Origin of the sequence: Paraburkholderia sp. BCC1885, assembly GCF_900996235.1 — a bacterium.
GTDB lineage: Bacteria > Pseudomonadota > Gammaproteobacteria > Burkholderiales > Burkholderiaceae > Paraburkholderia.
In genome coordinates this window covers 50,890-73,147 of record NZ_CAAJGM010000230.1, presented here as the reverse complement: position 1 = coordinate 73,147, position 22,258 = coordinate 50,890, and the positions used below count along the sequence as shown (strand labels likewise).

Here is a 22,258-nt window from a genome sequence, read left to right as displayed (position 1 = left end):
TGTCACGCTGACACAACGTTTTAAAACGCAAGTGCGTTCCTGATTCCATCCCAGATGACCGTTTCCACCGAGCCGCATCCGATTCCCCTTGCCTTCGGCGACCTACAAGGCTGCCGTACCCAGTTCCAGCAACTGCTCGCGAAGGCTGCGGTTTCGTCGGAGACGCCGCTGTGGTTCGCTGGCGATCTCATCAATCGCGGTGGTGAATCGCTTGCCACGCTGCGCGACATCGTCGCGCTGGGCAAGCGCGCTGTGCCGGTGCTCGGCAACCATGATCTGCATCTGCTGTCGGTTTCTGCGGGAATCCGCAAATCGAAGAGAGGCGACACAATTGACGAGATTCTCACCGCACCAGATGCCGCGGATTTGCTTCACTGGGTGCGTCATCTCCCGGTGGCACATTTCGAAGACGGCATGCTGCTGGTGCATGCGGGCGTGTTGCCGCAATGGGATGTGACGCGGACGCTCGAACTAGCTGACGAACTGCAGCGTGCGCTACGCGCGCCGACCTGGAAGGAGACGTTAGCTGGTCTGTATGGCAACAACCCAAACCGCTGGACGCCCAGGCTGAAGGGCATCGATCGTCTGCGCGTGACGTGTAGCGCACTGACCCGCTTGCGTTTCTGCGGCTTGGATGGCGCGATGGATTTCAGTTCTAACGGAGCTCTAGAGACTGCGCCGCGGGGCGTAATGCCATGGTTCGATGTGCCGTCGCGCAAGACCACCGACGTCACCGTCGTGTTCGGCCACTGGGCTGCATTGGGCCTGCTGATGCGCGACAACCTGATCGGCCTCGATTCGGGTTGCGTCTGGGGCGAAAAGCTGTCCGCCGTGCGGCTTGCCGCCAACCCGGCAGACCGCACGCTGACCCAGGTCGAGTGCAAAGGTTGCCGCGCCTCCGCCGATTAGGCTGAACACCCCTGCTGCTGATCGCCGCCGTCGATCAGCGTGCCTTCATGCGATTCCTGCGAGCGCGAGCCGACTGCTACCGCCGCCTTGGCTGCGGCAACGGGCGAGCTTTCAATTTCCATTGCCGCCGACGAAGCGCTCGCGCCTTGCAGCGTGCGCAAGGCCGCGCCAATAATCTGCTCGGCCTGGGCTGCCAGCTTGCGCCGGTCGGCTCCCGGCGCAAGCGTCTCACCCACGTAGACATGCGCCGTCAGCGGGCCGCCGCGCAGCAGCGCGTCGAGCGACTGGCCAAGCGAGAGATCGTCGATGTAAGCAGGCGCCGTCGACTGCCGGCCTTGCGCATCCTCGTACATCAGGCAAATCGGCTGCACCGGGCTCGCTGCGGAGACGGCCGCTTGAAACATATTGGCATGGAACGGCAGCAGCTTGAGGCCATCCGAGGTCGTGCCTTCCGGGAACACGCATATCAGTTCGCCCGCGCTCAGCCGTTCGGACAGCTCGTGCGTGATCCGCTTCGCGTCGCTGCGCTTCTCGCGCTGGATGAACACCGTGCCGAGTTGCTGCGCCAGCCAGCCCACCACCGGCCATTGGCGGATCTCCGCCTTGGAGACGAACGGCGTCGGACGCCAGGCGTTGATCACGTAGATATCGATCCACGATATGTGATTGGCCACCACCAGCGCGCCGGCATCGAGCCGCGCGCTGTCGTTATGGACTACGAGGCGCATGCCGCACAGCCGCAGCATCTTCAGCGACCACGCGCGGTTGAGCGCTTCCCGTTCAGCAGCGGTAGCGCGCGGAAAACGCGTCGCCACCGTCCACATGCCATGCAGCAAATGAGCGATCAGCCGGGCCTTGCGAAATACGAGCTTCATGGTCGGAGCGTTCCGTTTCGGTCGCTAGAGGTCAGTTGGGTCAATGTTGAGCGGCAGACTTTGGCTATGTGTGGAATCAGCGCTGTTCGTACGCCACGTTCCCGGCGACGATGGTCGTACGCACACGCGCCGGCAGTTCGTAGCCGAGAAACGGCGTATTGTGCCCCTGGCTTTTCAGCGCGCGCGGCTCGACGTGCCAGTAAGCATGGCGATCGAACAGACACAGGTCGGCGGCTGCGCCAACCGCGATGCGTCCCGCATCCAGTTTAAGCACGCTGGCCGGCGCCGCCGTGATGCGCTTGAGCGCCTTCGCCAAAGACACGCCCGCTTCTTCCGCCCATTTCACCGTCAATGAGAGCAACAGTTCCAGCCCGGTTGCGCCCGGCGTGGCCTCGGCGAATGGCAACAGCTTTTCGTCATCGTCGACGGGGGTGTGATCCGAGCAGATCGCGTCGATGGTGCCGTCGACGAGTCCCGCGCGGATCGCTTCGCGGTCGCGCTGCGAACGCAACGGCGGATCGAGGCGGAATTGCGCGTCGAAGTAGCCGATGTCCAGGTCAATCAGATGGATATGGTTCACCGTGACGTCGCACGTCACCGGCAGGCCTTCGGCCTTGGCCGCGCGCATCAGTTCGACGCCCGCCGCCGACGACAGATGCGACAGATGCACGCGCGCGCCCGTCACGCGGACCAGTTCGAAGATCGTATGCAGTGCGATGGTCTCAGCCGAGACCGGCACGCCCGATAGCCCCAGCCGCGACGCCAGCGGCCCGCTCGCGGCCACGCCGCCCTGGCCGAGATAGGCATCGACGGGACGCAGCCACACGGTGTACCCGTAGGTGCTCGCGTACTGCAGCGCGCGCAGCAGCACCTGTGTGTCCACCACCGGCACATCGGCCTGCGAAAAGCCGATGCAGCCCGCTTCAGTCAGCTCGACCATCTCGGTGATCACCTGGCCTTTGAGGCCCACCGTCAGCGCGCCAAGCGGATACACATGCGCCTGATTCAGATTGCGGGCGCGGAATTTGAGCATTTCGACCAGACCGGGCTCGTCGAGCACCGGGTCTGTATCCGGCAGACAGACGAGGCTCGTCACGCCGCCCGCGAGCGCGGCCGCCATTTCGGATTCGAGCGTGGCCTTGTGTTCATAGCCCGGTTCACGCAGACGCGCGGCGAGGTCGACCAGACCCGGAGCAATCGACAAACCGCTGGCGTCGATGATCTTCTCCGCGTGAAAATCAGCGGGCGCGCTGCCGAGCGCGACGATCCTGCCTGCCGCGATAAAGACGTCCTGCTGCTGTTCGGTGCCGGCTACCGGGTCGATCAGCGTGCCGCCCTGAATATGAATCCTCATGCGTTGCCTTTTTCTGTGTTGCCTGAGACGCGGGTTCGTTGCTTACCTGAGCAAACCGAAGTTGCGTCCTTAATCGTAATTCCCCGCCACGATCCCCATCACCGCCATCCGCACGGCGATGCCGAACGTCACCTGGTTCAGGATCACCGACTGCGGACCATCCGCCACCTGCGAGTCGATTTCAACACCGCGGTTCATCGGGCCCGGATGCATCACAATGGCGTCGGGCCTGGCCAGCGCGAGGCGCCCGGGCGTCAGTCCCCAGCTCTTGAAGTATTCCTGCGCCGACGGCAGCAGCGCCCCGCTCATCCGTTCATTCTGCAGCCGCAGCATGATGATGACGTCGACGTCCTTCAGGCCTTCGTCGAGATTGTGGAACACGCGCACGCCCATCTGCTCGAGCCCGCCCGGCAGCAGGGTGCGCGGACCGATCGCCCGCACTTCCGGCACGCCAAGTATGGTCAGCGCATGGATGTCGGAGCGGGCCACGCGCGAATGCAGGATGTCGCCCACGATCGCCACGCGCAGATTCGTGAAGTCCTTCTTGTAGTGGCGAATCGTGTACATGTCGAGCAACCCCTGAGTCGGGTGCGCATGACGGCCGTCGCCGGCATTGATCACGTGAACATGCGGCGCGCAATGCTGGGCGATCAGATACGGCGCGCCGCTCGATGCGTGGCGCACCACGAACATGTCGGCATGCATCGCGGACAGGTTGTTGATGGTGTCCAGCAGCGACTCGCCCTTGCTGGTCGACGACGCGTTGATGTTCAGATTGAGCACGTCCGCGGACAGCCGCGTGGCGGCGATTTCGAAGGTGGTGCGGGTGCGCGTCGAATTCTCGAAGAACAGGTTGAACACCGACTTGCCGCGCAACAGCGGCACTTTCTTCACTTCACGATCCGTCACGCTGACGAATTGCTCGGCCGTATCGAGGATGTGATTGACGATCGCGCGCGGCAAACCTTCGATCGACAGCAGATGCTTGAGCTCGCCGTTTTTGGTGAGCTGTGGATTGCCCTTCAGGAAGCCGTGCCGAAAGCGCTCGGGTGGCGGCGTCTGGCCGGTTGGGTCCTGCGAAGGCTGGGAGGCGCTGTTCATGAAGATACCTGGTTCAATCGTGTACGAATCGACGCGGCTTGAGAGCGGCTTGCCTGACGTGTCGCGCGCGGAGTTGCGTGCGATATTGCATGCACCCTGCGCTCGGGCAACGGCCGGTCAACGGTTCAATCTGCGCTTGCTTCGGTGTGAAAGATGAAACGCTCGGCGCCGTCGGTGTTCCCGCGCGCCAGCACGAGCGTCGCGTCGGCCGGCAAGTCCACCACGCCGCCGACAAAACGCGCCGCCACCGGCAACTCGCGACCGCCGCGATCAGCGAGCACCGCCAGTTCGACCGACGCCGGCCGTCCAAAGTCGTACAACTCGTTGAGCGCCGCTCGCACGGTGCGGCCGGTGTACAGCACGTCGTCGACCAGAACGATGCGCCGTTTGTTCACGTCGAACGGCAGCGCGGTCGGACTCGCTTGCGCGTGCAGACCTTTCTTCGCGTAGTCGTCCCGATGCAGCGCCACGTTGATCACGCCGAAGCTGTCCGCGTTCAGATCACGCGCCAGCCGCTGCGCCAGCCACGCCCCGCCGCTATGGATGCCGGCAAGCACCGCGCCATGCGCGCCGCTTAACGTGTCGCCATACGCCGCACGGATCTGTTCGAGGACACGGCGATAGAGCGCTTCGGCGTCAATGGAACTCATGATCGTCGGCAAGTCCGTCTAGATATTGCTGGAGGATGATGCAGGCGGCTTCGGCGTCGAGCATATCCGCGCGGCCATTGCCGGCGCGAATCCCGGCTTTGGCTTCAACGGACGAATAGCGCTCGTCCACCCACGTCACCGGTAGATTGAAGCGGCCGTTGAGCTGGTTGCCGAAGCGTTTCGCGAGCTGGGTCATTTCGTGAGGCGCGCCGTCGGGATGCATGGGCAGACCGACCACCAGCGCATCCGGCGTCCATTCGGCAATCAGCTTGCCCACCGCCTCGAAGCGATATTCGCGACTGCGGTTGGGCACCACCACGAGCGGCCGCGCGCTTTTGGTCAGCGAGTTGCCGACCGCCACGCCAATGCGTTTTTCACCATAGTCGAACGCCAGCAGCGTTGCCGCCCGCCCGGCCGCACTGCTCATGCGTGACCTGCTTCGCCGGAGAGCATGGAGAGGGAAATGCCAAGCAACGCGAGCGCCGCTTCGAGACGCTCTTCAGCCGGTACGTCGAAGACGATTTTCGGGTCGGCTTCGACGGTGAGCCAGCCGTTCTTCGAGATCTCTTCTTCCAGTTGACCCGCGCCCCACCCGGCGTGGCCGAGCGTGAGCAGGAAGCGTTCCGGGCCGGTGCCGCCCGCGACGGCTTCGAGCACGTCTTTCGAGGTGGTCATTTCCAGCCCGCCGGGTACGGACATGGAGGACGTATACGGACTGCCATCCTTCGGATAATGCAGCACGAAGCCGCGCTCGGTTTGCACCGGGCCGCCGAAGTAGACGGGGACATGCAGCAGGGGCTCGATCTCCAGCTTCAGATCGATGCGGCTAAAAAGCGCTTCCAGATCGATGTCGGTCGGACGGTTGATCACAAGGCCGAGCGCACCGCGCTCACTGTGATCGCAAAGGTAGACCACCGTTCCTGAAAACGTGGGATCCGCCATATTCGGCATGGCGATCAGGAACTGGTTGGTCAGATTGATGCGATCGGTACTCTTGGACATAGTTCGGATTTTAGCAAAGACGATGCGGAATGGCGGGCTTTGAGCGTAGGGCAGACAAGGTCTTGCCGCGATCCATGAACAGCGGATCATATTGCCACTCTATCACGCGCTTACACGTTGCCAACGGAGCGTATTCGGGTGCGTATCGGGGTGTGTCACAAGCGAGACCGTGCAGGGTGTTGAAACGACCGTGATGAGGGCCGGCGAGCTACGCCACGGCTGCCTGTTGGCTGCCCCGTCCAGTGGCCCTCGACTTCAGGCGCCGCCCTGTTCGACAGCGCGGGTCAACACGGCCAGCGCGGGACTCGCGCCGGGCGGCGCGATCCCTGCCGCGATGGTATGCAGCATGGCCCGCAGCGCTTCGGCGCCCTCTTCCAGCGAACGCACGTCGGGCGCCGCGACGGCCACATGCGCACGCACGGCAGGTGTCGACACGCCGGCATGCGCACGACGCCGCCAGGCGAGGCCCAGCGCATCCGCGAGCAGCGCGACGTGACCCAGACCCAAGCCGCCGGCAGCGGCGCCCAGCCGGTAAGCGGCGTCACCCGCCTGCAGCGCTTCGCTGGGATCGGCCTTCTCGGGATGGCCGGCCGCCCGAGCATGTTCGGCGAGCGCGGCAATCGCCCCGTCCGCCGTCTGCAGGAAATCTTCATAGGCGTGCGCGTTGACGGTCAGCACGCCCAGTTCGCGCGTGCGCGCTTCGAGCAGGCCCCCAGCAACACCGCCGCTTCCCTGCGCCTCGGCCGCGCCAGCCTCCCACAACGCCTCCGACTCCTGCGTGCCGGCCACGTGCCAGTCAACCGTCAGACCATAGTCGCGCAGCAGTTCGACCTGCTCGGCGTCCTCCGCCGCAGCGCCGAACAGCGCGTAATCGCGCCACAACAGCGAAAGCGTCGCGCGCACCAGCGAGCGCGGCGCGAGCGACAAACCGCGTGCGTGATCCGCGAGCGCCAGATTGCAGCGGGCGTGAAAGCGCCGCGCGTCGGTATCACCGACGAGATGACCGCTCACACGCAACGACCGTGCGCACGCCGAGGCGAGACGCCAGAAATCGTAGGGATCGGGGCCGGCGAGTTCGGCGAGACACGCATCGAGGTCTTCGAGCGCGGCGCGCGTCAAGGCGGCGGCCGCCATGCTGGCCGCGCCGTCGCTCGAATGCGCCCGCAGGACCGGCAGCAGCGCCCGCTCGTAGCGGGCCCGCAAATGCGCGAGACGCGCCGCGGGCTGCGCGCTGAACGACACAGGCGGCACGGGCCGTGCGGCGAGCGCGAGATCTTCATACGCAACCGTGAAGCCGGGCGTGCGGCGGGAAACCCGTGCGCTGAGCGCGGCGTAATGCGCATATAGAGCCGGTGAGCAGGACAGCTCACGGAGGTTATGGCGGCCTACCGCTGCCCGAAAATCGTGCAGCGCCGCGGTGAACAGCTGCCGCGCGTCCGGCTCATCGGACGGCTCTGCCGCCGTCAGCGGCGAGGCCAGCACGAGTACGTCCGCGAGACGCTGCGCCCCGAGCCAGCCCGCTTCGCGCAAGGTCTGAACCGCACGCAATAACGGCGCCGCCAGATCGCCGCGCTGTTCGAGCGCAAGCTGCGCTTCGGCGAGCGCGAGTTCCACGGAACGGAGCGCGCCGCCGCGTGGATTCGGCAGTGCTTCGAAAGTACCGGAAGAGGCAGATCCAGAGATCATGGCGGCATGGGCAAACGGCACGAACAACGACAGGCCGCCGCACGGCCCGACGCGCCCAAAAAGCGCGCGAGCCCGCGACAGTACGATGACGAACTACCGTTGCGACAAAACGTGGAGGCGGATGTTCCGCCCTGCCGGGCGACCGGCAGACGCGCTTACGCCGCCCACCGGGACGCGCGAACGCCGGACGGTCAGATCTGGACCATCTCGAAGTCTTCCTTGCGCGCGCCGCATTCGGGGCAGGTCCAGTTAATGGGAACATCTTCCCAACGCGTGCCCGGCGCGATTCCTTCCTCTGGCAAACCGGCTTCTTCGTCGTAGATCCAGCCGCAGATCAGGCACATCCAGCTTCTATATTCCATTCTTGTGTCGCGTCAAAAAGTGCGTTGAAACGAGAGCCATGATGGTACCGTGTTGCCGCCCTAATGCCTAGCGATTGAAAATCATCACGGCGGCGCCTTCCCGGCACCCTGCCCGCTCGCCCGCGAAGGCGCGACACCACGCCCAGCCTCTGTGCAACAACCCCTTCGCGGATGCGAAAAAACGCCCCGGTGACGCTTTAGGACGCATAATTGAGCCGACTGCGCGCCCGGTGCGCGCTTACATGCTCAATTCCTGCCCACCATCTTCATGCCCAGCGATACTCCTCCGATCGTTCTCACCTTCGGCCTCTCCGACCCGACGGGCGGCTCTGGCATCCAGGCCGACCTGATGACGCTGGCCAGCATGGGCTGCCACGGCGTCAGCGTGCTGACGGGCTATACCGTGCGCGACTCGGCGAGCTGCGACGAAGTGACCGGGCTCGACCCGGAAGTCGTCGCCACCCAGGCGCGCATGCTGCTCGAAGACATGCCCATTGCGGCGTTCAAAGTGGGCGCGGCAACGCGTGCGGAAGTGGTGAGCGCAATTGCCGAAGTTGTCGCCGATTACGACGACATCCCGCTGATTCTCGCCCCCGACTTCACGCTCGACGACGAACACGTGCTCGCCGCCGACGAACTGCGCGAAGCGATTGCCGACCTGCTCGCCCCGCAGACCACCCTGCTGGTCGCCGACCACGCCACCCTGCTCGCGCTCGCGCAGCCGGACGGTGACGCCGAAGCGCCGAGCCTCGACGCCGCGATCTCGCATCTGCTGTCGCAGGGCTGCGAATACATCTTGTCGACAGAAACCGGCACGCATCGCCTCGTCAATACCCTTTTCAGCGACGACGGCCAGTTGCGCCAGGATATGTGGGACCGCGGCCCGCATCGCATCATGGGGCTCACGGACACGCTCGGCGCGGCGATCGCCGCGTTGCTGGCGAATGGGCAGGATCCGGCCGAAGCGGTGCGCGAGGCGCAGGAGTATATGCATCAGGCCATGCGCAATGCGTTTCGGCCGGGCATGGGCGCGTATCTGCCGGACCGGTTTTTCTGGGCGCGCAGCAGCGAGGAAGAGACGCCGCTGGGTGGCGCGAAAGATGGGCCGCCGTCCGGGGAAGCGCGGCACTGAGGGCGGATGGGGGCCGCATACCATGTTACGAACGATCACAGACCTGGCGCGAGGCCGCCCGCGTCCCTACAAAAACATCACCAAGGTATTACGAACGTAATTAAGCGTTACAGATGGACGGGCTATCCGACAGTAGAATTTACTGACTGTAATGCTGCAGGCAGCGCCCTCATGCCCCTCCATCTCAGCGGGAATCGTTAAAGTGAACAATTCTTCGCACGCTTCTAATCGATCCCTCTACGACGCCACGCCGGACGGTCACGACGACAGCCGCTCCGGCGCCGGAACCACCTCTGAAGACAATCAATCAATCGCGCCTCAAACGTCTGCGCCGGCATTTCTGCAACGCGTCAGTGGCTCGGTTGGCGATCTCGACCGCGCCCGTTTGTTCAGGCAGAAAGCCGTCACCGTCTGGCTCACGGGTTTATCGGGAGCAGGCAAATCCACGCTGGCCTATGAACTGGAGCGTCGGCTGATCGGGCTAGGCCATCCATGCTACGTGCTGGACGGCGACAACATCCGGCACGGCCTCGGCAGCGACCTCGGATTCAGCAAGGAAGACCGGCGCGAGAATATCCGCCGGGTGGCGCACGTCGCGCGGCTAATGAACGACGCCGGCCTGATCGTGATTGCCGCACTGATCTCGCCCATGAACGAAGACCGCGCCATGGCCCGCGAGATCATCGGCGACGAGCGGTTTGTGGAGACCTATCTTTCCGCCTCCGTCGACGACTGCGCGCGGCGCGATCCCAAGGGCCTGTATGCGAAGGCCCGGGCGGGGGAGATCGCCTCGTTCACTGGCGTATCCGCACCATATGAGCCGCCTGCGAACCCCGACCTACGCGTGGATACGGTAGGTCAAAGCAAAGAGGCGAGCGTGTCCGGGATCTTCGATCACCTGAACAAGGCGTTTCTTATGAAGTCCTAAGTGCGCATCGTGCGCGTGTAAACGAAAAAAACCCGCATCGCTGCGGGTTTTTTCTTTTTGGGAAGCACGCCTCGCGGCGCACCTCCCCATGCATTTCGAACCAGCCTCTCCCCGCGAGAGGAGAAGCCGACGCGAAATTACATGTCCATGCCCATGCCGCCCATGCCGCCCGGCATTCCGCCGCCGCCCATCGGAGCATCTTCCTTCGGCAGTTCGCAAACCGCTGCGTCGGTCGTCAGCAGGAGACCTGCCACCGATGCTGCGTTTTGCAGTGCCGTGCGCGTGACCTTCGTCGGGTCCACGACACCAGCATCAACCAGGTCGACGTACTCGCCCGTTGCTGCGTTGTAGCCGTAGTTGCCCGTGCCTGCTGCAACTGCTGCCACCACGACGCTGGCTTCTTCGCCGCCGTTCGTAACGATCTGGCGCAGCGGTTCTTCCATTGCGCGCAGAACGATCTTGATACCGGCGTCCTGATCGGCGTTAGCGCCCTTCAGGCCAGCGATTGCCGTGCGAGCGCGGATCAGTGCGACACCGCCGCCAGCCACGATGCCTTCTTCCACAGCTGCGCGCGTTGCGTGCAGTGCGTCTTCGACACGTGCCTTCTTTTCCTTCATTTCGACTTCGGTCGCAGCGCCGACCTTGATCACCGCAACACCGCCGGCCAGCTTGGCCACGCGCTCTTGCAGCTTTTCACGGTCGTAGTCCGACGTAGCTTCTTCGATTTGCGTGCGAACCTGCTTCACACGTGCTTCGATGTTGGCACCTTCGCCAGCGCCGTCGATGATCGTGGTGTTTTCCTTGCCCACTTCGATACGCTTCGCTTGACCCAGTTCAGCCAGCGTTGCCTTTTCGAGCGTCAGGCCGGTTTCTTCAGCGATGACTTGACCGCCGGTCAGGATCGCGATGTCTTCCAGCATGGCCTTACGACGATCGCCGAAGCCCGGAGCCTTGACAGCAACAGTCTTCAGGATGCCGCGGATGTTGTTCACCACCAGCGTTGCCAGTGCTTCGCCTTCGACGTCTTCTGCGATGATCAGCAGCGGACGGCCAGCCTTGGCCACTTGTTCCAGAACCGGGAGGAGGTCACGAATGTTCGACACCTTCTTGTCGTGCAGCAGCACGAACGGGTTGTCGAGCACAGCAACCTGCTTGTCCGGGTTGTTGATGAAGTACGGCGACAGGTAGCCGCGGTCGAACTGCATACCTTCGACGACGTCCAGCTCGTCTTGCAGCGACTTGCCGTCTTCGACCGTGATGACGCCTTCCTTGCCGACCTTGTCCATTGCTTCAGCGATACGGTCGCCAATCGACGAGTCGCTGTTGGCCGAAATCGCGCCAACCTGAGCGATTTCCTTGTTGGTCGTGCACGGCTTGCTGATCTTGCGCAGTTCTTCGATAGCTGCAGTCACAGCCTTGTCGATACCGCGCTTCAGGTCCATCGGGTTCATGCCCGATGCGACGTACTTCATGCCTTCGCGAACGATGGACTGGGCCAGGACCGTTGCGGTCGTGGTGCCGTCACCGGCGTTGTCGCTGGTCTTGGAAGCCACTTCCTTGACCATTTGCGCGCCCATGTTCTGGAGCTTGTCTTTCAGTTCGATCTCTTTCGCGACCGACACACCGTCCTTGGTGACCGTCGGGCCGCCGAAGCTGCGTTCCAGGACCACATTGCGACCCTTCGGGCCCAGCGTGACCTTCACAGCGTTCGCGAGGATGTTCACGCCTTCAACCATCTTGGCACGGGCGGAATCACCGAATACGACGTCTTTAGCTGCCATCTTCTAACTCCTTGAATTCTTGGGAAATAACCGGGGAAGTAGCGACCAGCGCTTACTTCTGCACCACGGCCATGATGTCTTCTTCGCGCATCACCAGCAGTTCGCTGCCGTCGACCTTGACGGTCTGGCCTGCGTACTTGCCGAACAGGACGCGGTCACCAACCTTCACGTCGAGCGCGATTTGTGCGCCCTTGTCGTCACGCTTACCCGGGCCGACTGCCAGAATTTCGCCTTGATCCGGCTTTTCTGCTGCGGCTTCGGGGATCACGATGCCCGACGCAGTCTTGGTTTCTTGATCCAGACGTTTGACGATCACGCGATCATGCAAAGGACGAAGGTTCATACATACTCCTCTCTTGGTTGAGACTGAAGAACGCTGAGAAAACCCGGCTGGCCAAGCCAACCGGCGATGTTGTTAGCACTCTCGTGCAGCGAGTGCTAATTATATGGACGGGTGGTGACAAATTCAAGAAGGAAGGGGGTGGGAAATTTTTACGGATGTCGAAAGGCAGATAACTATAGGGTAAACACCAACCACATTCCTCGATCAGCCTCCCGCGCGCTGGCCGCCGCAAAGTCAACCGAAAGGTCATGGGATATACTTGCGGACGGCCTAAACGTGTCAAGGAGACATGTCTTGAACGTCCTGTTTGTTGACGACAATCCGGCCTCGGCCGATGCTTTAGCCGCCCTCGTGGTATCAATGGGACACCAGGCCTCCGTTGCGTACGATAGCCAGGCAGCCGTTGAGCTTGCGCACACCACCAGATTCGATTTGATACTCCTCGACCTTCAGCTAGGACACGAAGATGGTCGAGACGTTTGCGCCAGCATGCGGCGCGAAGGCTCCTCGCGAAATTCGCAAATCCTCGCCATGACAGGTCACGTCGGGTTGGAGCAAGGCGTTAGTCTCGGCGACTTTAACGGTTACGTGTTGAAGCCACTGCAGTTCGACCGCCTCGAAGAGCTGTTGACGGCGTAGCCGCCAGCGGTTCGGCCATGCGCACACTTCGAAGTGCCGAAGTGCGCGCGGCCCGATCTGCATGAGCCTTCACATTGGCTCTCTGGCGCAATCCGGCAGACCGAGCCGTCCCCTCACTGAACGTAATCCCTTGGCTGAACGGTGAAATCGAGGACCGTGCCCGCCCGCAGAACCGCAAGCCGTATAGGGGCGTCGTTAAGCGCCCTCAGATTGGACATCGTCGCAGAGACTACCAAACCGGATGTTTCTTGCCCGTTGATCTCTATGACGAAGTCCCCTTCGCGCAATCCGACTTCTGCTGCGGGTGAACCCTCCCTGACATAGCTGACTGTCGCAACGCCACCGGTTGCGTAGGCAAGACCGAAACCCGCCCTGTTGTAAGGCGGGATATAACCGCCACTCGAAGCATCGCGTCGCGTGAACCAGACACGTCGCCCCATGTAATCGAACCTCACGACGCATGAACTCAGCAGAGCGTCGCCCACGTCCGCGGCGAACTCCGAGTCCGTGTTCAGACCACCGTCCAAGGTCGAAAACATTCCAATGGTGTCAGCGAAGGTCGCCGTTCCGACCGTCAACGAGGAAATTCGCCCCATCCTGATAGCTCCACCGCCGCCCACGGCGTTTAGCGCCCCTCCCAGGTTGTACAGACGCTTGGGCATCGCCGCGGGGTGTGCAATGCCAAACGTCCGATTTACAAGAAGTGCTCCATTGAACCCGGTGTCGAGCCAAAAATAATCGGCGACACCATTCATCTCACCTTCTACTACGGGGACGGTGTGGTCGAGCGCGATAGGCGACGCGAGCGGATCGCTGACCATTGCATCGCCATGCTTTAGCGAGAGGCTAACCGTCCGGTCAGGGAAATCGAAAGTCGTGGTAAAGCGTGCGAGAACCTCGTAACCAATCGCACCAGCGGCTTGCGCGCCCGTCCCTTCAGAACCCGCGTCGAAAACGGACGCATACTGATCGCGCAAATGCGCGGACCCTAAGCGTAGATCCTTGATCCTGGAGAATCGGGTCTTGACTGCAGCGCCAGTGATCCCCGTGTCGCTTCCTTCTCCAAATAGCTTGAGACCTGCAGCATCGGCTGTAGCCCGTGTCATCGAGAATGCGCCACCCGAATCAAACAGAAAGCTGAACGGCCCCTTCCCATTGATAAAGACGTCGACGCGAGGCAAACCGGCTGCGCCCATCGGAATCGTCGTGGTGTCACTGCCATCGATCCAATAGTCGCTCAATGTGGAGTCAGGTTTTCTGGCCCGTTCAGCGACGAATTCCGCGGTAACGCCGGTCGTTACCCGAATGGCATGCAGGTCCCATCGATTGCCATCGCGATCCACCATGCGTTGCCCGAAAGGAACGAGCCGATGACTGATCGGACGGTATTCCGAGTATGTCGTCGTCGCGACGTCTGGCTCGTCTCTTCGGGACCAGCGCAACGGCAGATGGCTCGCGCGAGACATCCAGACCGTTGTGACTTTCCCGCCCTGTGGCCACACGCTTAACTTGTCGGCAGTCGTACCGTCGACCTGCTCGGTTTTCAGGAACCTTATGCTGGCCGGCCAGCACTTGTTCAATATTCCGCCGCTTAGCCAATATGCATCGCTAACAATGCCTTGCCGGTAACCATCAAAATCTGCATCGCCGACCACGCCGTTGGCATCCTTGACCCATACTCGAGGACCCGATACGCCAAATGCAAAATTTGCGGGGCCTGCATCGGAGACCTGGAGCGTCGCCACCTGTTGGCCCGGGTCTGCCGTTAAAAGGAATTTCCCGACGAGCCCCTTTGAGCGAGCCGTCCCTTCGATCATGATCGGGCCGCAGTCCGCCCTCCCCTTTAAAGACGCAATGCCGTTTCGGTTACTCAATGTTTGTCTACTGTCGGAGACATCCCGCGCTGTATCGGCTCGCACGTTGCTAGACAGCAATGCAGTTGCTACCAGTACTAATGAACAGAAAACCCGGGCGGTGACAAATCGAAAAACAGCCATAGGCAGTTGTGCAAGCTGAGCGAGAGAAATACTGATTCTACGACGCACCAAAAATCGCCAGCAGTAATCAGTCCGTTCGGGACTACTTCAATCAGCGAACAAAGAAGTTCATTGCCGACCGAATCGGGTGACCTAAGGTAACTTTGAAACCCTTTGATACGCCGGACGGCTATTGCAACGATCAAGCCAATCCGCCAGACGGGGACGCCTCTCCCTTTCGAATGCGGCAATGCCAGTAACTACAATCGTTGCATGGCTCGCCAGATAGCCGATGGCATGAAGAAAGACGTGCTTGAGGACGCTTGCAGCAATCAGGATGCGGTACGAGTTCAAATGTCAGCCTGGGGCGTCGCGTCGCAAATCCCGTTATTCAATCAGGCAGCGGCAATCGTGTGCGTCTTGTAGACGTGAGTGCGCCGCGCCCTCAGCACTACATCGGGTTCATTGCGCGGCACTTCAACTCGCGCGAAGCAAACTCACACGTCGCCCCCCACCCTAAACTGGCCCGACCAATTTGCCCTGTGCCTGGCACACGACCACCATATCGTCGCGCGGTCGCATCGAGACGATAAAACAGCATTGATGCGCCGCTCCCCACGATTCAGGAGAAAAATATGGCGGATTCTAGTTCACTGGTTATCAGGCTGCACGCGGACGACGACGTCGCGATTGCGCGTCTTCCAATCGCGTCGGGCACGACGCTGGCCGAAGTCGGCGGTATCGTCACGCGTGACGACATCCCCGCTGCGCACAAGGTGGCGCTGCGCGCGATCAAGGACGGCGATCCGGTCCGGCGCTACGGCCAGATCATCGGTTTCGCAACGCAGGCCATCGAGCCGGGCGCGCACGTCCACTCGCAAAACGTCTCGATGGGCGACTTCGCGCGCGACTACGCGTTCGGCCAGGACATGAAGACGGTCGTTCCTGCCGAAACAACCCGCACGTTCATGGGCTTTCGTCGCGCCGACGGCCGCGTCGCGACCCGCAACTACATCGGCGTAGTCAGCACGGTGAACTGCTCGGCGACCGTCACGAAGCTCGTCACGCAGCACTTCTCCGCGCCCGGCAAGCTCGACGCGTATCCGAACGTCGACGGCATCGTCCCGATTACGCACAGCTTCGGCTGCTGCATCGACCACCACGGCGAAGGCGTGCAGCAGTTGCGCCGCACGATCGGCGGCTATATCCGTCATCCGAATTTCGCAGGCGTGCTCGTGATCGGCCTCGGCTGCGAATCGAACCAGATGGGCGCGCTGTTCATCGCAGAAGGGGTCGAGCCCAACGCCATGATGGTGCCGCTCGTGATTCAGGAACAGGGCGGCACGCAGAAGACCGTCGACGCCGCCATCGCCGCACTCGAAAAAATGCTGCCCGTAGCGAACGAGGTGAAGCGCGAGCCGCTGCCGGTGTCGCATCTGAACATCGCGCTGCAATGCGGCGGCTCCGACGGCTACTCGGGCATCACCGCCAACCCGGCGCTCGGCGCGGCTGTCGACCTGCTCGTGCAGCACGGCGGCACCGCGATCCTTAGCGAGACGCCCGAAATCTACGGTGCCGAGCACCTGCTCACGCGCCGCGCGATCACGCCCGAAGTGGGCCAGAAAATCGTCGAGCGCATTCACTGGTGGGAAGACTACGCGAAGCGGGAAAAGGGCAGCATCGACAACAACCCGACACCGGGCAACAAGGCCGGCGGCCTCACGACGATTCTCGAGAAGTCGCTCGGCGCCGTGGCCAAGAGCGGCTCGACCCCGCTGACGGGCGTGTACCGATACGCCGAACCGATCGACACCAACGGCCTCGTGTTCATGGACGCACCGGGCTACGACCCGATGGGCGCGACCGGGCAGATCGCGAGCGGCGCGAACCTCGTGCTGTTCACCACCGGCCGCGGCTCGTGCTTCGGCGCCAAGCCGGCACCTTCGATCAAGCTCGCGACCAACACGAAGATGTACACGCGCATGGTCGACGACATGGACATCAACTGCGGCGACATCATGGACGGGGATTCGACGGTCGAGCAAAAGGGCCGCGAGATTTTCGAAATGATCATCGAAGTCGCGTCGGGCGCGAAGAGCAAAAGCGAAGCCCTCGGCGTGGGCAACGAAGAGTTCGTGCCCTGGATGATCGGCGCACAAATGTAAGCAGTCCATACCGTAGCCGTCTTACGCCCGCGCGTGGTTGTGCAAAGAGGTGACCGCACGCGGGCTTCCCCCCTTACATCAATGGCCGTCTGCGGCCTATACGCCTGAGCGCCGGTCCATACGAATACGGTGCCCGACGGAGACAATGCAATGAAGATCAAGGAAACCATCGAGAAATTTCCCGGTGGCATGATGGTGATTCCCCTGCTGTGGGGCAGCATCCTCAATACGTATTTCCCGCACGTACTAGCAATCGGCAGTTTCTCGACGCAGCTTGCGCATGGCGCGCTGCCGATTCTCGCGGTGTTCTTCGTCTGCATGGGCGCTGAAATCCAGCTAAAGACTGCACCGCGCGCGCTGAAACAGGGCGCCGTAATCACGATCTCGAAGCTCGCGGTCGGCATTGCTATCGGTCTGTTCGTCAGCTATTTTTTCAAGGGACATGAGGTGCTCGGATTGTCCAGCGTGGCGATCATCGCGGCGATGACCAACGCGAACATGGGCCTGTATGCAGCACTCACGCAGCAATTCGGCGACGAGGTCGATCGCGGCGCGCTCGCGGTGCTGTCGATTCAGGAAGGCCCGTTCATGACGATGGTTGCGCTCGGTGTGTCGGGACTCGCAAAAATTCCGTACACCGAACTTATCGCCACGATCCTGCCGATTTTGATCGGCATGGTGCTTGGCAACCTCGATAGCGACATGCGCAGGTTCCTGAAAGCCGGCGGCCATCTGCTGATCCCGTTTTTTGCCTTCGGCCTCGGCGTGGGGATCAACCTGCATGCGATTCTCTCCGCGGGCTTGTCGGGCATTCTGCTCGGGCTCGTGACACTCACGTTGGGTTGCGTCGTGAACATCATCGCTTCGCGTCTTGCCGGCGGCTCAGGCGTAGCGGGAGCGGCCGTCTCGACGACTGCGGGCAACGCCGTCGCGACACCCACCGCGATCGCGACCGTCGATCCGCACCTTGCGTCGCTGGTGGCGATTGCGACGCCCCAGATCGCGGCGTCGACGATCATCACGTCGTTACTGTCGCCGCTCGCCACTGCGGCCTACGTGAAGTTTCTGGCGCGGAAAAAGAAGACGAACGCCGAAGTGCCGATCGTACAGCCCGTGCAATAGACCGGCGTCGTCCGACCCGGCGGCGATCGAACCGTTCACTCCAGTATTGGCGCCTTGCGGTGGTGGGCGCCTTTTTCATATGCATAGGCATATCCAAGCAGCGCCGCCTCATCCCACTGGCGGCCCACGAAGATCAGCCCAAATGGCGAACCCGACGCGTAATAGCCTGCCGGCACGGCGATACCCGGCAGTCCTGCAATATTGATCTCGCCTACCGTCGTTTCCTGGATCGTGCTCTTGCCGTGAAGTGGAGGAAGCTCACATCGCATTTGCGGAAAGACGAGTGCATCGAGACGGTGCGCCGTCATGACCGCTTCGAAGATGCGCAGATAGCGTGCCTTCAGTTCGACGAATTCGGACATCTCGGGTGGCGACGACGGATCGGCCAGCGCCGCCTTGAAATCCACGAGGCTAGGCATATAGTGCAGCACGCCGTTCGGTCCGAAAGCGTCTTCGTCTTTGGTCGCTTCGGCGAATGCTGCGAAAGTCTTCAGCGACGCATGCTTGCCGAGCCGTTGCAGATATTTTTCGATGTCGTATGGAATCGACTCGAGGCCGCGTGCATCGAAGTTCGCAAGTGGCGGGGTCGGCTGCCGCAATTCGGCGAACCCCGAGCCTTTGAACGGATCGTCGATCAGGGTTGCGCCGAGCGCGGTTAGCTCGCCCTTGACGCGTTCATACAGCGCCGCGGCTTCGTCGGAGAGCGGCTGGTCGCGCCAGCCTGGCCCATACAAACCGATGCGCCTGCCTGCCAGTGCCTGGCCGTCCAGTCCCGCCGCATAACCGCCCTCCGGTTGCCGCCCGACGCTGGCGAGCGTCTTCGGGTCCTCACTCGAATAGCCCGCGAGGACGTCGAGGCACAATGCCGCGTCTCTCACGTTCCGGGCAATGGGCCCCACCACATCCCGATTCGCCGACAGCGGCACCACGCCCGCATTCGGCACCAGCCCGATGGTCGGCTTGATGCCGACAAGGTCCTGGGCCGACGCGGGGTTCTGGATCGAGCCGCCGGTTTCTTCGGCGAGCCCGAGAACCGCCATCGCGGATGCCACCGCCGAGGCCGTCCCCGCGCTGCTGCCGCCAGGCGCCCGTTCGGGCATCACCACATTGATTGTCGGCCCCGCCCAACTGTCGTTCGCGTGCGTGCCGGTGTGGCTCAACACGGGAACATTCGTCTTGCCGAGCAGAATGGCGCCGGCGCGCCGCATGCGCGCGACCACCGGCGAATCGCGCTCGGGAAACAGATCGATACCGCCTTTCTTGCTGTACAGCTTCGCCCATCCCGCCGTGGTCGGGAATCCGACCATGTCCATCGGGTCCTTGATGACGACCGGCACGCCCGCGAGCGGGCCGAGTGGCTCGCCGGCAGCACGGCGCTCGTCGATCTTGCGTGCATCGTCCACGGCCGCCGGGTTCAGAAAGATCAGCGCGTTGTATTTCGCGTTGTAGCGCTCGATCCTGTCGAAGCAGGCCCGCGCCAGTTGTTCGGCACTGAAACTGCCGCTCGCAAACGCAGCCTGCACAGCGTCCACGGTCAGATTATCTAGCTCGATATGCTTCGCACTGCCTGGTTCCATTCCATGCTCCTGTTGAGTCGGCGCTCGCCTCAAAGCTGTACGCCACGCGTGAGCGCGCCATCCACCACGATGTTCGCGCCGCTGATGAAACTGGCCGCCGGACTCGCGACGAACGCCACCGCATTGGCGATTTCCTGAGGCCTTGCCATGCGTCCGGTCGGATTCAATGCAAGCGATCGTTCGTACAGCGCCGGATCGTTATGCTCGATCCAGTCCCACACGCCGCCTTCGAAGTACACATTGCCGGGCGAGACCGTATTCGCACGAATGCCCTTCGATGCCAGTTGATGCGCGAGCCCCTGCATGTAATGAACGAGCGCGGCTTTGAAGACGCCATATGGCCCTGCGGCGAAATCGATCTCGCGGCCCGAGACGCTCGATATGGCGATGATCGAGGCGGCCTTGCTCGCCGCAAGAAACGGCATGGCGGCATCGACGAGATTGACGGTGCCGAGCAGATCCGTTTCGAACTCCTTGCGCCACGATTCGATGTCGTTACCGATGGCGAGCGCGCTGACGTTGGCCACGACAATATCGAGTCCGCCCCACTCCGATCCCACGCGTTCCACCCATGCCTTCAGCGCCGCACCATCCGATACGTCGACCGCCGCGCCCGACGCGCATGCGCCGTTCAGTTCCGCCAGCGCGCTAACGGTCGACCTCACGCCGGCTTCGTCGCGCGCGCAGATGGCGACGTCCGCGCCTTCGGCGGCAAGTGTCTGGGCGATCGCGAGACCAATGCCCTTGGTGCCACCGGTCACGATCGCCTTCAGGCCCTTCAGTTGTAGATCCATGCTCGTCGCTCCATTGCCTGTCGCTCAACGTTTCAACGGCGCGCTCACTCCTTGCCGCGCCCCTCTTCCGATGCCATGCCACGCGCAATCTGCAACACTTCGCCCGCCTGAATGACGGAGTGGCAGATATCGTCGACAGTCACGCGCTTTTCCATCGCCTGCGCGCGGAGCATGTCGTAGGCCTCGTTTTCGCTCACATGGTGCATGGTCATCAGAATCCCTTTCGCTTCCTGCAGATGCCGGCTGTCGAGCAGCTTCTGTTCGAGTCTCGCAATGCGCTGGGTATGCTGACGCGAACGCTTGGCGTGATACAGCGCCATCACCACAGTGGACAGCAAACCCGAGGCGCGAATCGGTGTCGTCACGATGCCGTCCGAGCCCATTTTGATGGCCTGATCGATAAAGGTCGGATTCTCGTAGCTCACCACGCAGATGACGGGTGGCGCATCGGGTCCGGACCACTCGCTCTTCGGCGCGCGCTCTTCCGGCAACAACGCGCGAAACACCAGGTCGGTTCGCTCGGGCAGCGTATCCGTTGGCGGCCAGCACCGTTCCACCTGAAAGCCCATGCGCCGCAGGTGGTTGGTAAGCGTCTGCCCGTCGCTGTCGTCCGGATGGAACACGACCACACGCGCCGTGCGCTCGAGGATCGAACTGGTGAGGCTGCGTTGGCCTCGGTCGGCTCGCGTGTTCACGTCAGTAGTCCCGCGTGCTCAACTTCGTGACCCAGTCACCGAGCGTTTGACGCGTCATGTACGGATCGGGACCGACTGCGAATTTCGATTCGCGCAGAATGGTGAACTGGCCGTCCGCATTGGCGCGGCCGATGCGCGGATAAAGCGCCATGTGATGATTGACCGGATCGATGCGTACCCGGCCTTGCGGCGCGGCGAATTCCGAGCCGAGCAGATGCGGCATGATGGTGCCGATGTCGTCCGAGCCTGCACGCGCGCAGGCTTCCGCGAACATGTGCATTTGATAGTACGCAGCCTCCCAGTTCATATCCGTGGGCGTGTCCGCGCCGAAGCGCGACTGATGATGCCGCACCGCGCGATGATTCTCCGCCGTGTCGACGCTTTGAAAATAAGGCGCCGCCGTGTAATGTCCGGCCGCGATGCCGCGCTCCATGGCATGAATCTCGGTTTCGGAGGTATTCAGGCTGCCAATCGGCATACGCGACGGATCGAGGTCCGCATGCGCATAGGCATCGTAGAGATAGGGCACGGTCGCGCCGATAACCGTGCTGAAGATCCAGTCGGGCGACTTGCGCCTGATGTCCGCGACGACCTGCGCGAACTGATCGCGCGTGGCGTCGAGCGGCAAATAACGCTCGCCGAGAATCGCGCCTTCGGGATGCTGCAGCAGCAGTTCCTGCATCGTGCGATTGCATTCGTATGGATAGACGTAGCGCGAACCGATGAAATAAACGCGCGCGCCATAGGCTTCCGTCATGAAATCGGCGAGCTGCACGCCGTTCTGATTCGGCGAGGCGCCGCTATAGATGATGTTGTCCGAGTATTCGAAGCCTTCGTACTGCTGAGAATAGATCAGCAGCCGGTTGTGCTTTTCCACCACAGGCAGCATGGCCTTGCGGCTCGTCGAGGTGTATCCGCCAAAAATGACGTTGACGCCATCCTGCAGAATCAGCCGCTCGGCAAGTTCACGAAATACGGCGGGGTCGGAAGCGGGATCGTAGTGAAGGGCGATGAGTTCGCGGCCCTCAATGCCGCCGCGCGCGTTGATCTCCTCGATGGCGAGGCACGCGCCGCGCCACTGGGACTGTTCGAGCAAGGCGGTCGAGCCGCTCGTCGAGCAAAGCAGGCCTACTCGGATGACATCGGACAAAGCCATTTCGTGACGCG

21 protein-coding genes are annotated in these 22,258 nt (G+C 62.4%); 6 read left to right on the top strand and 15 right to left on the bottom strand.

The window, feature by feature from the left end:
- The first annotated feature begins 54 nt into the window (after window positions 1-54).
- Window positions 55-909 (top strand): symmetrical bis(5'-nucleosyl)-tetraphosphatase, encoded by an 855-nt coding sequence (locus FQ755_RS28165; protein ID WP_144158539.1) that lies wholly within the window; start codon window positions 55-57, stop codon window positions 907-909.
- Here the strand turns inward: FQ755_RS28165 and FQ755_RS28160 are convergent.
- From FQ755_RS28160 to FQ755_RS28125, 8 genes are all read right to left on the bottom strand, one after another.
- Window positions 906-1,784, bottom strand: a complete 879-nt coding sequence (locus FQ755_RS28160) for a lysophospholipid acyltransferase family protein (protein ID WP_144158536.1) — start codon at window positions 1,782-1,784, stop codon at window positions 906-908. The genes FQ755_RS28165 and FQ755_RS28160 overlap by 4 nt on opposite strands.
- A gap of 76 nt (window positions 1,785-1,860) precedes the next feature.
- Window positions 1,861-3,138, bottom strand: coding sequence for a dihydroorotase (locus FQ755_RS28155; protein WP_144158533.1), 1,278 nt, complete (start codon window positions 3,136-3,138; stop codon window positions 1,861-1,863).
- 69 nt (window positions 3,139-3,207) lie between these two features.
- The gene (locus tag FQ755_RS28150) at window positions 3,208-4,239 is read right to left on the bottom strand and encodes an aspartate carbamoyltransferase catalytic subunit (protein ID WP_144158530.1); all 1,032 of its coding nucleotides are present in this window, start codon (window positions 4,237-4,239) and stop codon (window positions 3,208-3,210) included.
- Window positions 4,240-4,364: 125 nt separating this feature from the next.
- On the bottom strand, window positions 4,365-4,889 hold the full coding sequence (pyrR, locus tag FQ755_RS28145; RefSeq protein ID WP_144158527.1) for a bifunctional pyr operon transcriptional regulator/uracil phosphoribosyltransferase PyrR: 525 nt from the start codon (window positions 4,887-4,889) through the stop codon (window positions 4,365-4,367).
- Window positions 4,876-5,316 carry a Holliday junction resolvase RuvX gene (gene ruvX, locus FQ755_RS28140; protein WP_144158524.1) on the bottom strand — a complete coding sequence of 147 codons (441 nt, stop codon included), beginning with the start codon at window positions 5,314-5,316 and terminating at the stop codon, window positions 4,876-4,878. Before ruvX ends, pyrR begins: the two co-directional genes overlap by 14 nt.
- Window positions 5,313-5,891, bottom strand: a complete 579-nt coding sequence (locus FQ755_RS28135) for a YqgE/AlgH family protein (protein WP_144158521.1) — start codon at window positions 5,889-5,891, stop codon at window positions 5,313-5,315. The genes ruvX and FQ755_RS28135 overlap by 4 nt, the downstream gene beginning before the upstream one ends.
- A gap of 255 nt (window positions 5,892-6,146) precedes the next feature.
- The gene (locus FQ755_RS28130; protein WP_144158518.1) at window positions 6,147-7,577 is read right to left on the bottom strand and encodes a hypothetical protein; all 1,431 of its coding nucleotides are present in this window, start codon (window positions 7,575-7,577) and stop codon (window positions 6,147-6,149) included.
- A 191-nt stretch (window positions 7,578-7,768) separates the two neighbouring features.
- Window positions 7,769-7,939 (bottom strand): rubredoxin, encoded by a 171-nt coding sequence (locus FQ755_RS28125; protein ID WP_025527884.1) that lies wholly within the window; start codon window positions 7,937-7,939, stop codon window positions 7,769-7,771.
- Window positions 7,940-8,207: 268 nt separating this feature from the next.
- Between FQ755_RS28125 and FQ755_RS28120 the strand changes: the two genes are divergently transcribed.
- On the top strand, window positions 8,208-9,071 hold the full coding sequence (locus FQ755_RS28120) for a hydroxymethylpyrimidine/phosphomethylpyrimidine kinase (protein ID WP_144158515.1): 864 nt from the start codon (window positions 8,208-8,210) through the stop codon (window positions 9,069-9,071).
- A 340-nt stretch (window positions 9,072-9,411) separates the two neighbouring features.
- Window positions 9,412-9,999: an adenylyl-sulfate kinase gene (gene cysC, locus FQ755_RS28115; RefSeq protein ID WP_260858904.1), complete on the top strand. Its 588-nt coding sequence runs from the start codon at window positions 9,412-9,414 to the stop codon at window positions 9,997-9,999.
- Window positions 10,000-10,136: 137 nt separating this feature from the next.
- On the opposite strand, the gene groL is transcribed toward cysC, so the two are convergent.
- On the bottom strand, window positions 10,137-11,780 hold the full coding sequence (gene groL / locus FQ755_RS28110) for a chaperonin GroEL (RefSeq protein ID WP_074265692.1): 1,644 nt from the start codon (window positions 11,778-11,780) through the stop codon (window positions 10,137-10,139).
- 52 nt (window positions 11,781-11,832) lie between these two features.
- On the bottom strand, window positions 11,833-12,123 hold the full coding sequence (gene groES, locus FQ755_RS28105) for a co-chaperone GroES (RefSeq protein ID WP_025496518.1): 291 nt from the start codon (window positions 12,121-12,123) through the stop codon (window positions 11,833-11,835).
- 294 nt (window positions 12,124-12,417) lie between these two features.
- On the opposite strand from groES, the gene FQ755_RS28100 reads away from it, so the two are divergent.
- Window positions 12,418-12,762, top strand: coding sequence for a response regulator (locus tag FQ755_RS28100; RefSeq protein ID WP_186308684.1), 345 nt, complete (start codon window positions 12,418-12,420; stop codon window positions 12,760-12,762).
- Window positions 12,763-12,875: 113 nt separating this feature from the next.
- Here the strand turns inward: FQ755_RS28100 and FQ755_RS28095 are convergent, their stop codons facing one another.
- The gene (locus tag FQ755_RS28095; RefSeq protein WP_186308683.1) at window positions 12,876-14,579 is read right to left on the bottom strand and encodes an aspartyl protease family protein; all 1,704 of its coding nucleotides are present in this window, start codon (window positions 14,577-14,579) and stop codon (window positions 12,876-12,878) included.
- A gap of 794 nt (window positions 14,580-15,373) precedes the next feature.
- On the opposite strand from FQ755_RS28095, the gene FQ755_RS28090 reads away from it, so the two are divergent.
- Entirely contained in the window at window positions 15,374-16,903 is a 1,530-nt protein-coding gene (locus tag FQ755_RS28090; RefSeq protein ID WP_144158503.1) for a UxaA family hydrolase, read from the top strand.
- Window positions 16,904-17,053: 150 nt separating this feature from the next.
- A complete protein-coding gene (locus FQ755_RS28085; protein ID WP_144158500.1) occupies window positions 17,054-18,025 on the top strand; it encodes a 2-keto-3-deoxygluconate permease in 972 nt (323 codons plus the stop codon).
- Window positions 18,026-18,060: 35 nt separating this feature from the next.
- Here FQ755_RS28085 and FQ755_RS28080 read toward each other — a convergent pair whose 3' ends face one another.
- From FQ755_RS28080 to FQ755_RS28065, 4 genes are read right to left on the bottom strand one after another with little or no spacing between them, the layout of a single operon-like run.
- Window positions 18,061-19,602 (bottom strand): amidase, encoded by a 1,542-nt coding sequence (locus FQ755_RS28080; protein WP_144158497.1) that lies wholly within the window; start codon window positions 19,600-19,602, stop codon window positions 18,061-18,063.
- A 29-nt stretch (window positions 19,603-19,631) separates the two neighbouring features.
- Window positions 19,632-20,396, bottom strand: a complete 765-nt coding sequence (locus FQ755_RS28075) for an SDR family NAD(P)-dependent oxidoreductase (protein ID WP_144158494.1) — start codon at window positions 20,394-20,396, stop codon at window positions 19,632-19,634.
- A gap of 44 nt (window positions 20,397-20,440) precedes the next feature.
- Entirely contained in the window at window positions 20,441-21,091 is a 651-nt protein-coding gene (locus tag FQ755_RS28070) for an ANTAR domain-containing response regulator (protein WP_144158491.1), read from the bottom strand.
- Between the two features lies 1 nt (window position 21,092).
- Entirely contained in the window at window positions 21,093-22,247 is a 1,155-nt protein-coding gene (locus FQ755_RS28065; protein WP_144158487.1) for a transporter substrate-binding domain-containing protein, read from the bottom strand.
- Between the last annotated feature and the right edge of the window lie 11 nt (window positions 22,248-22,258).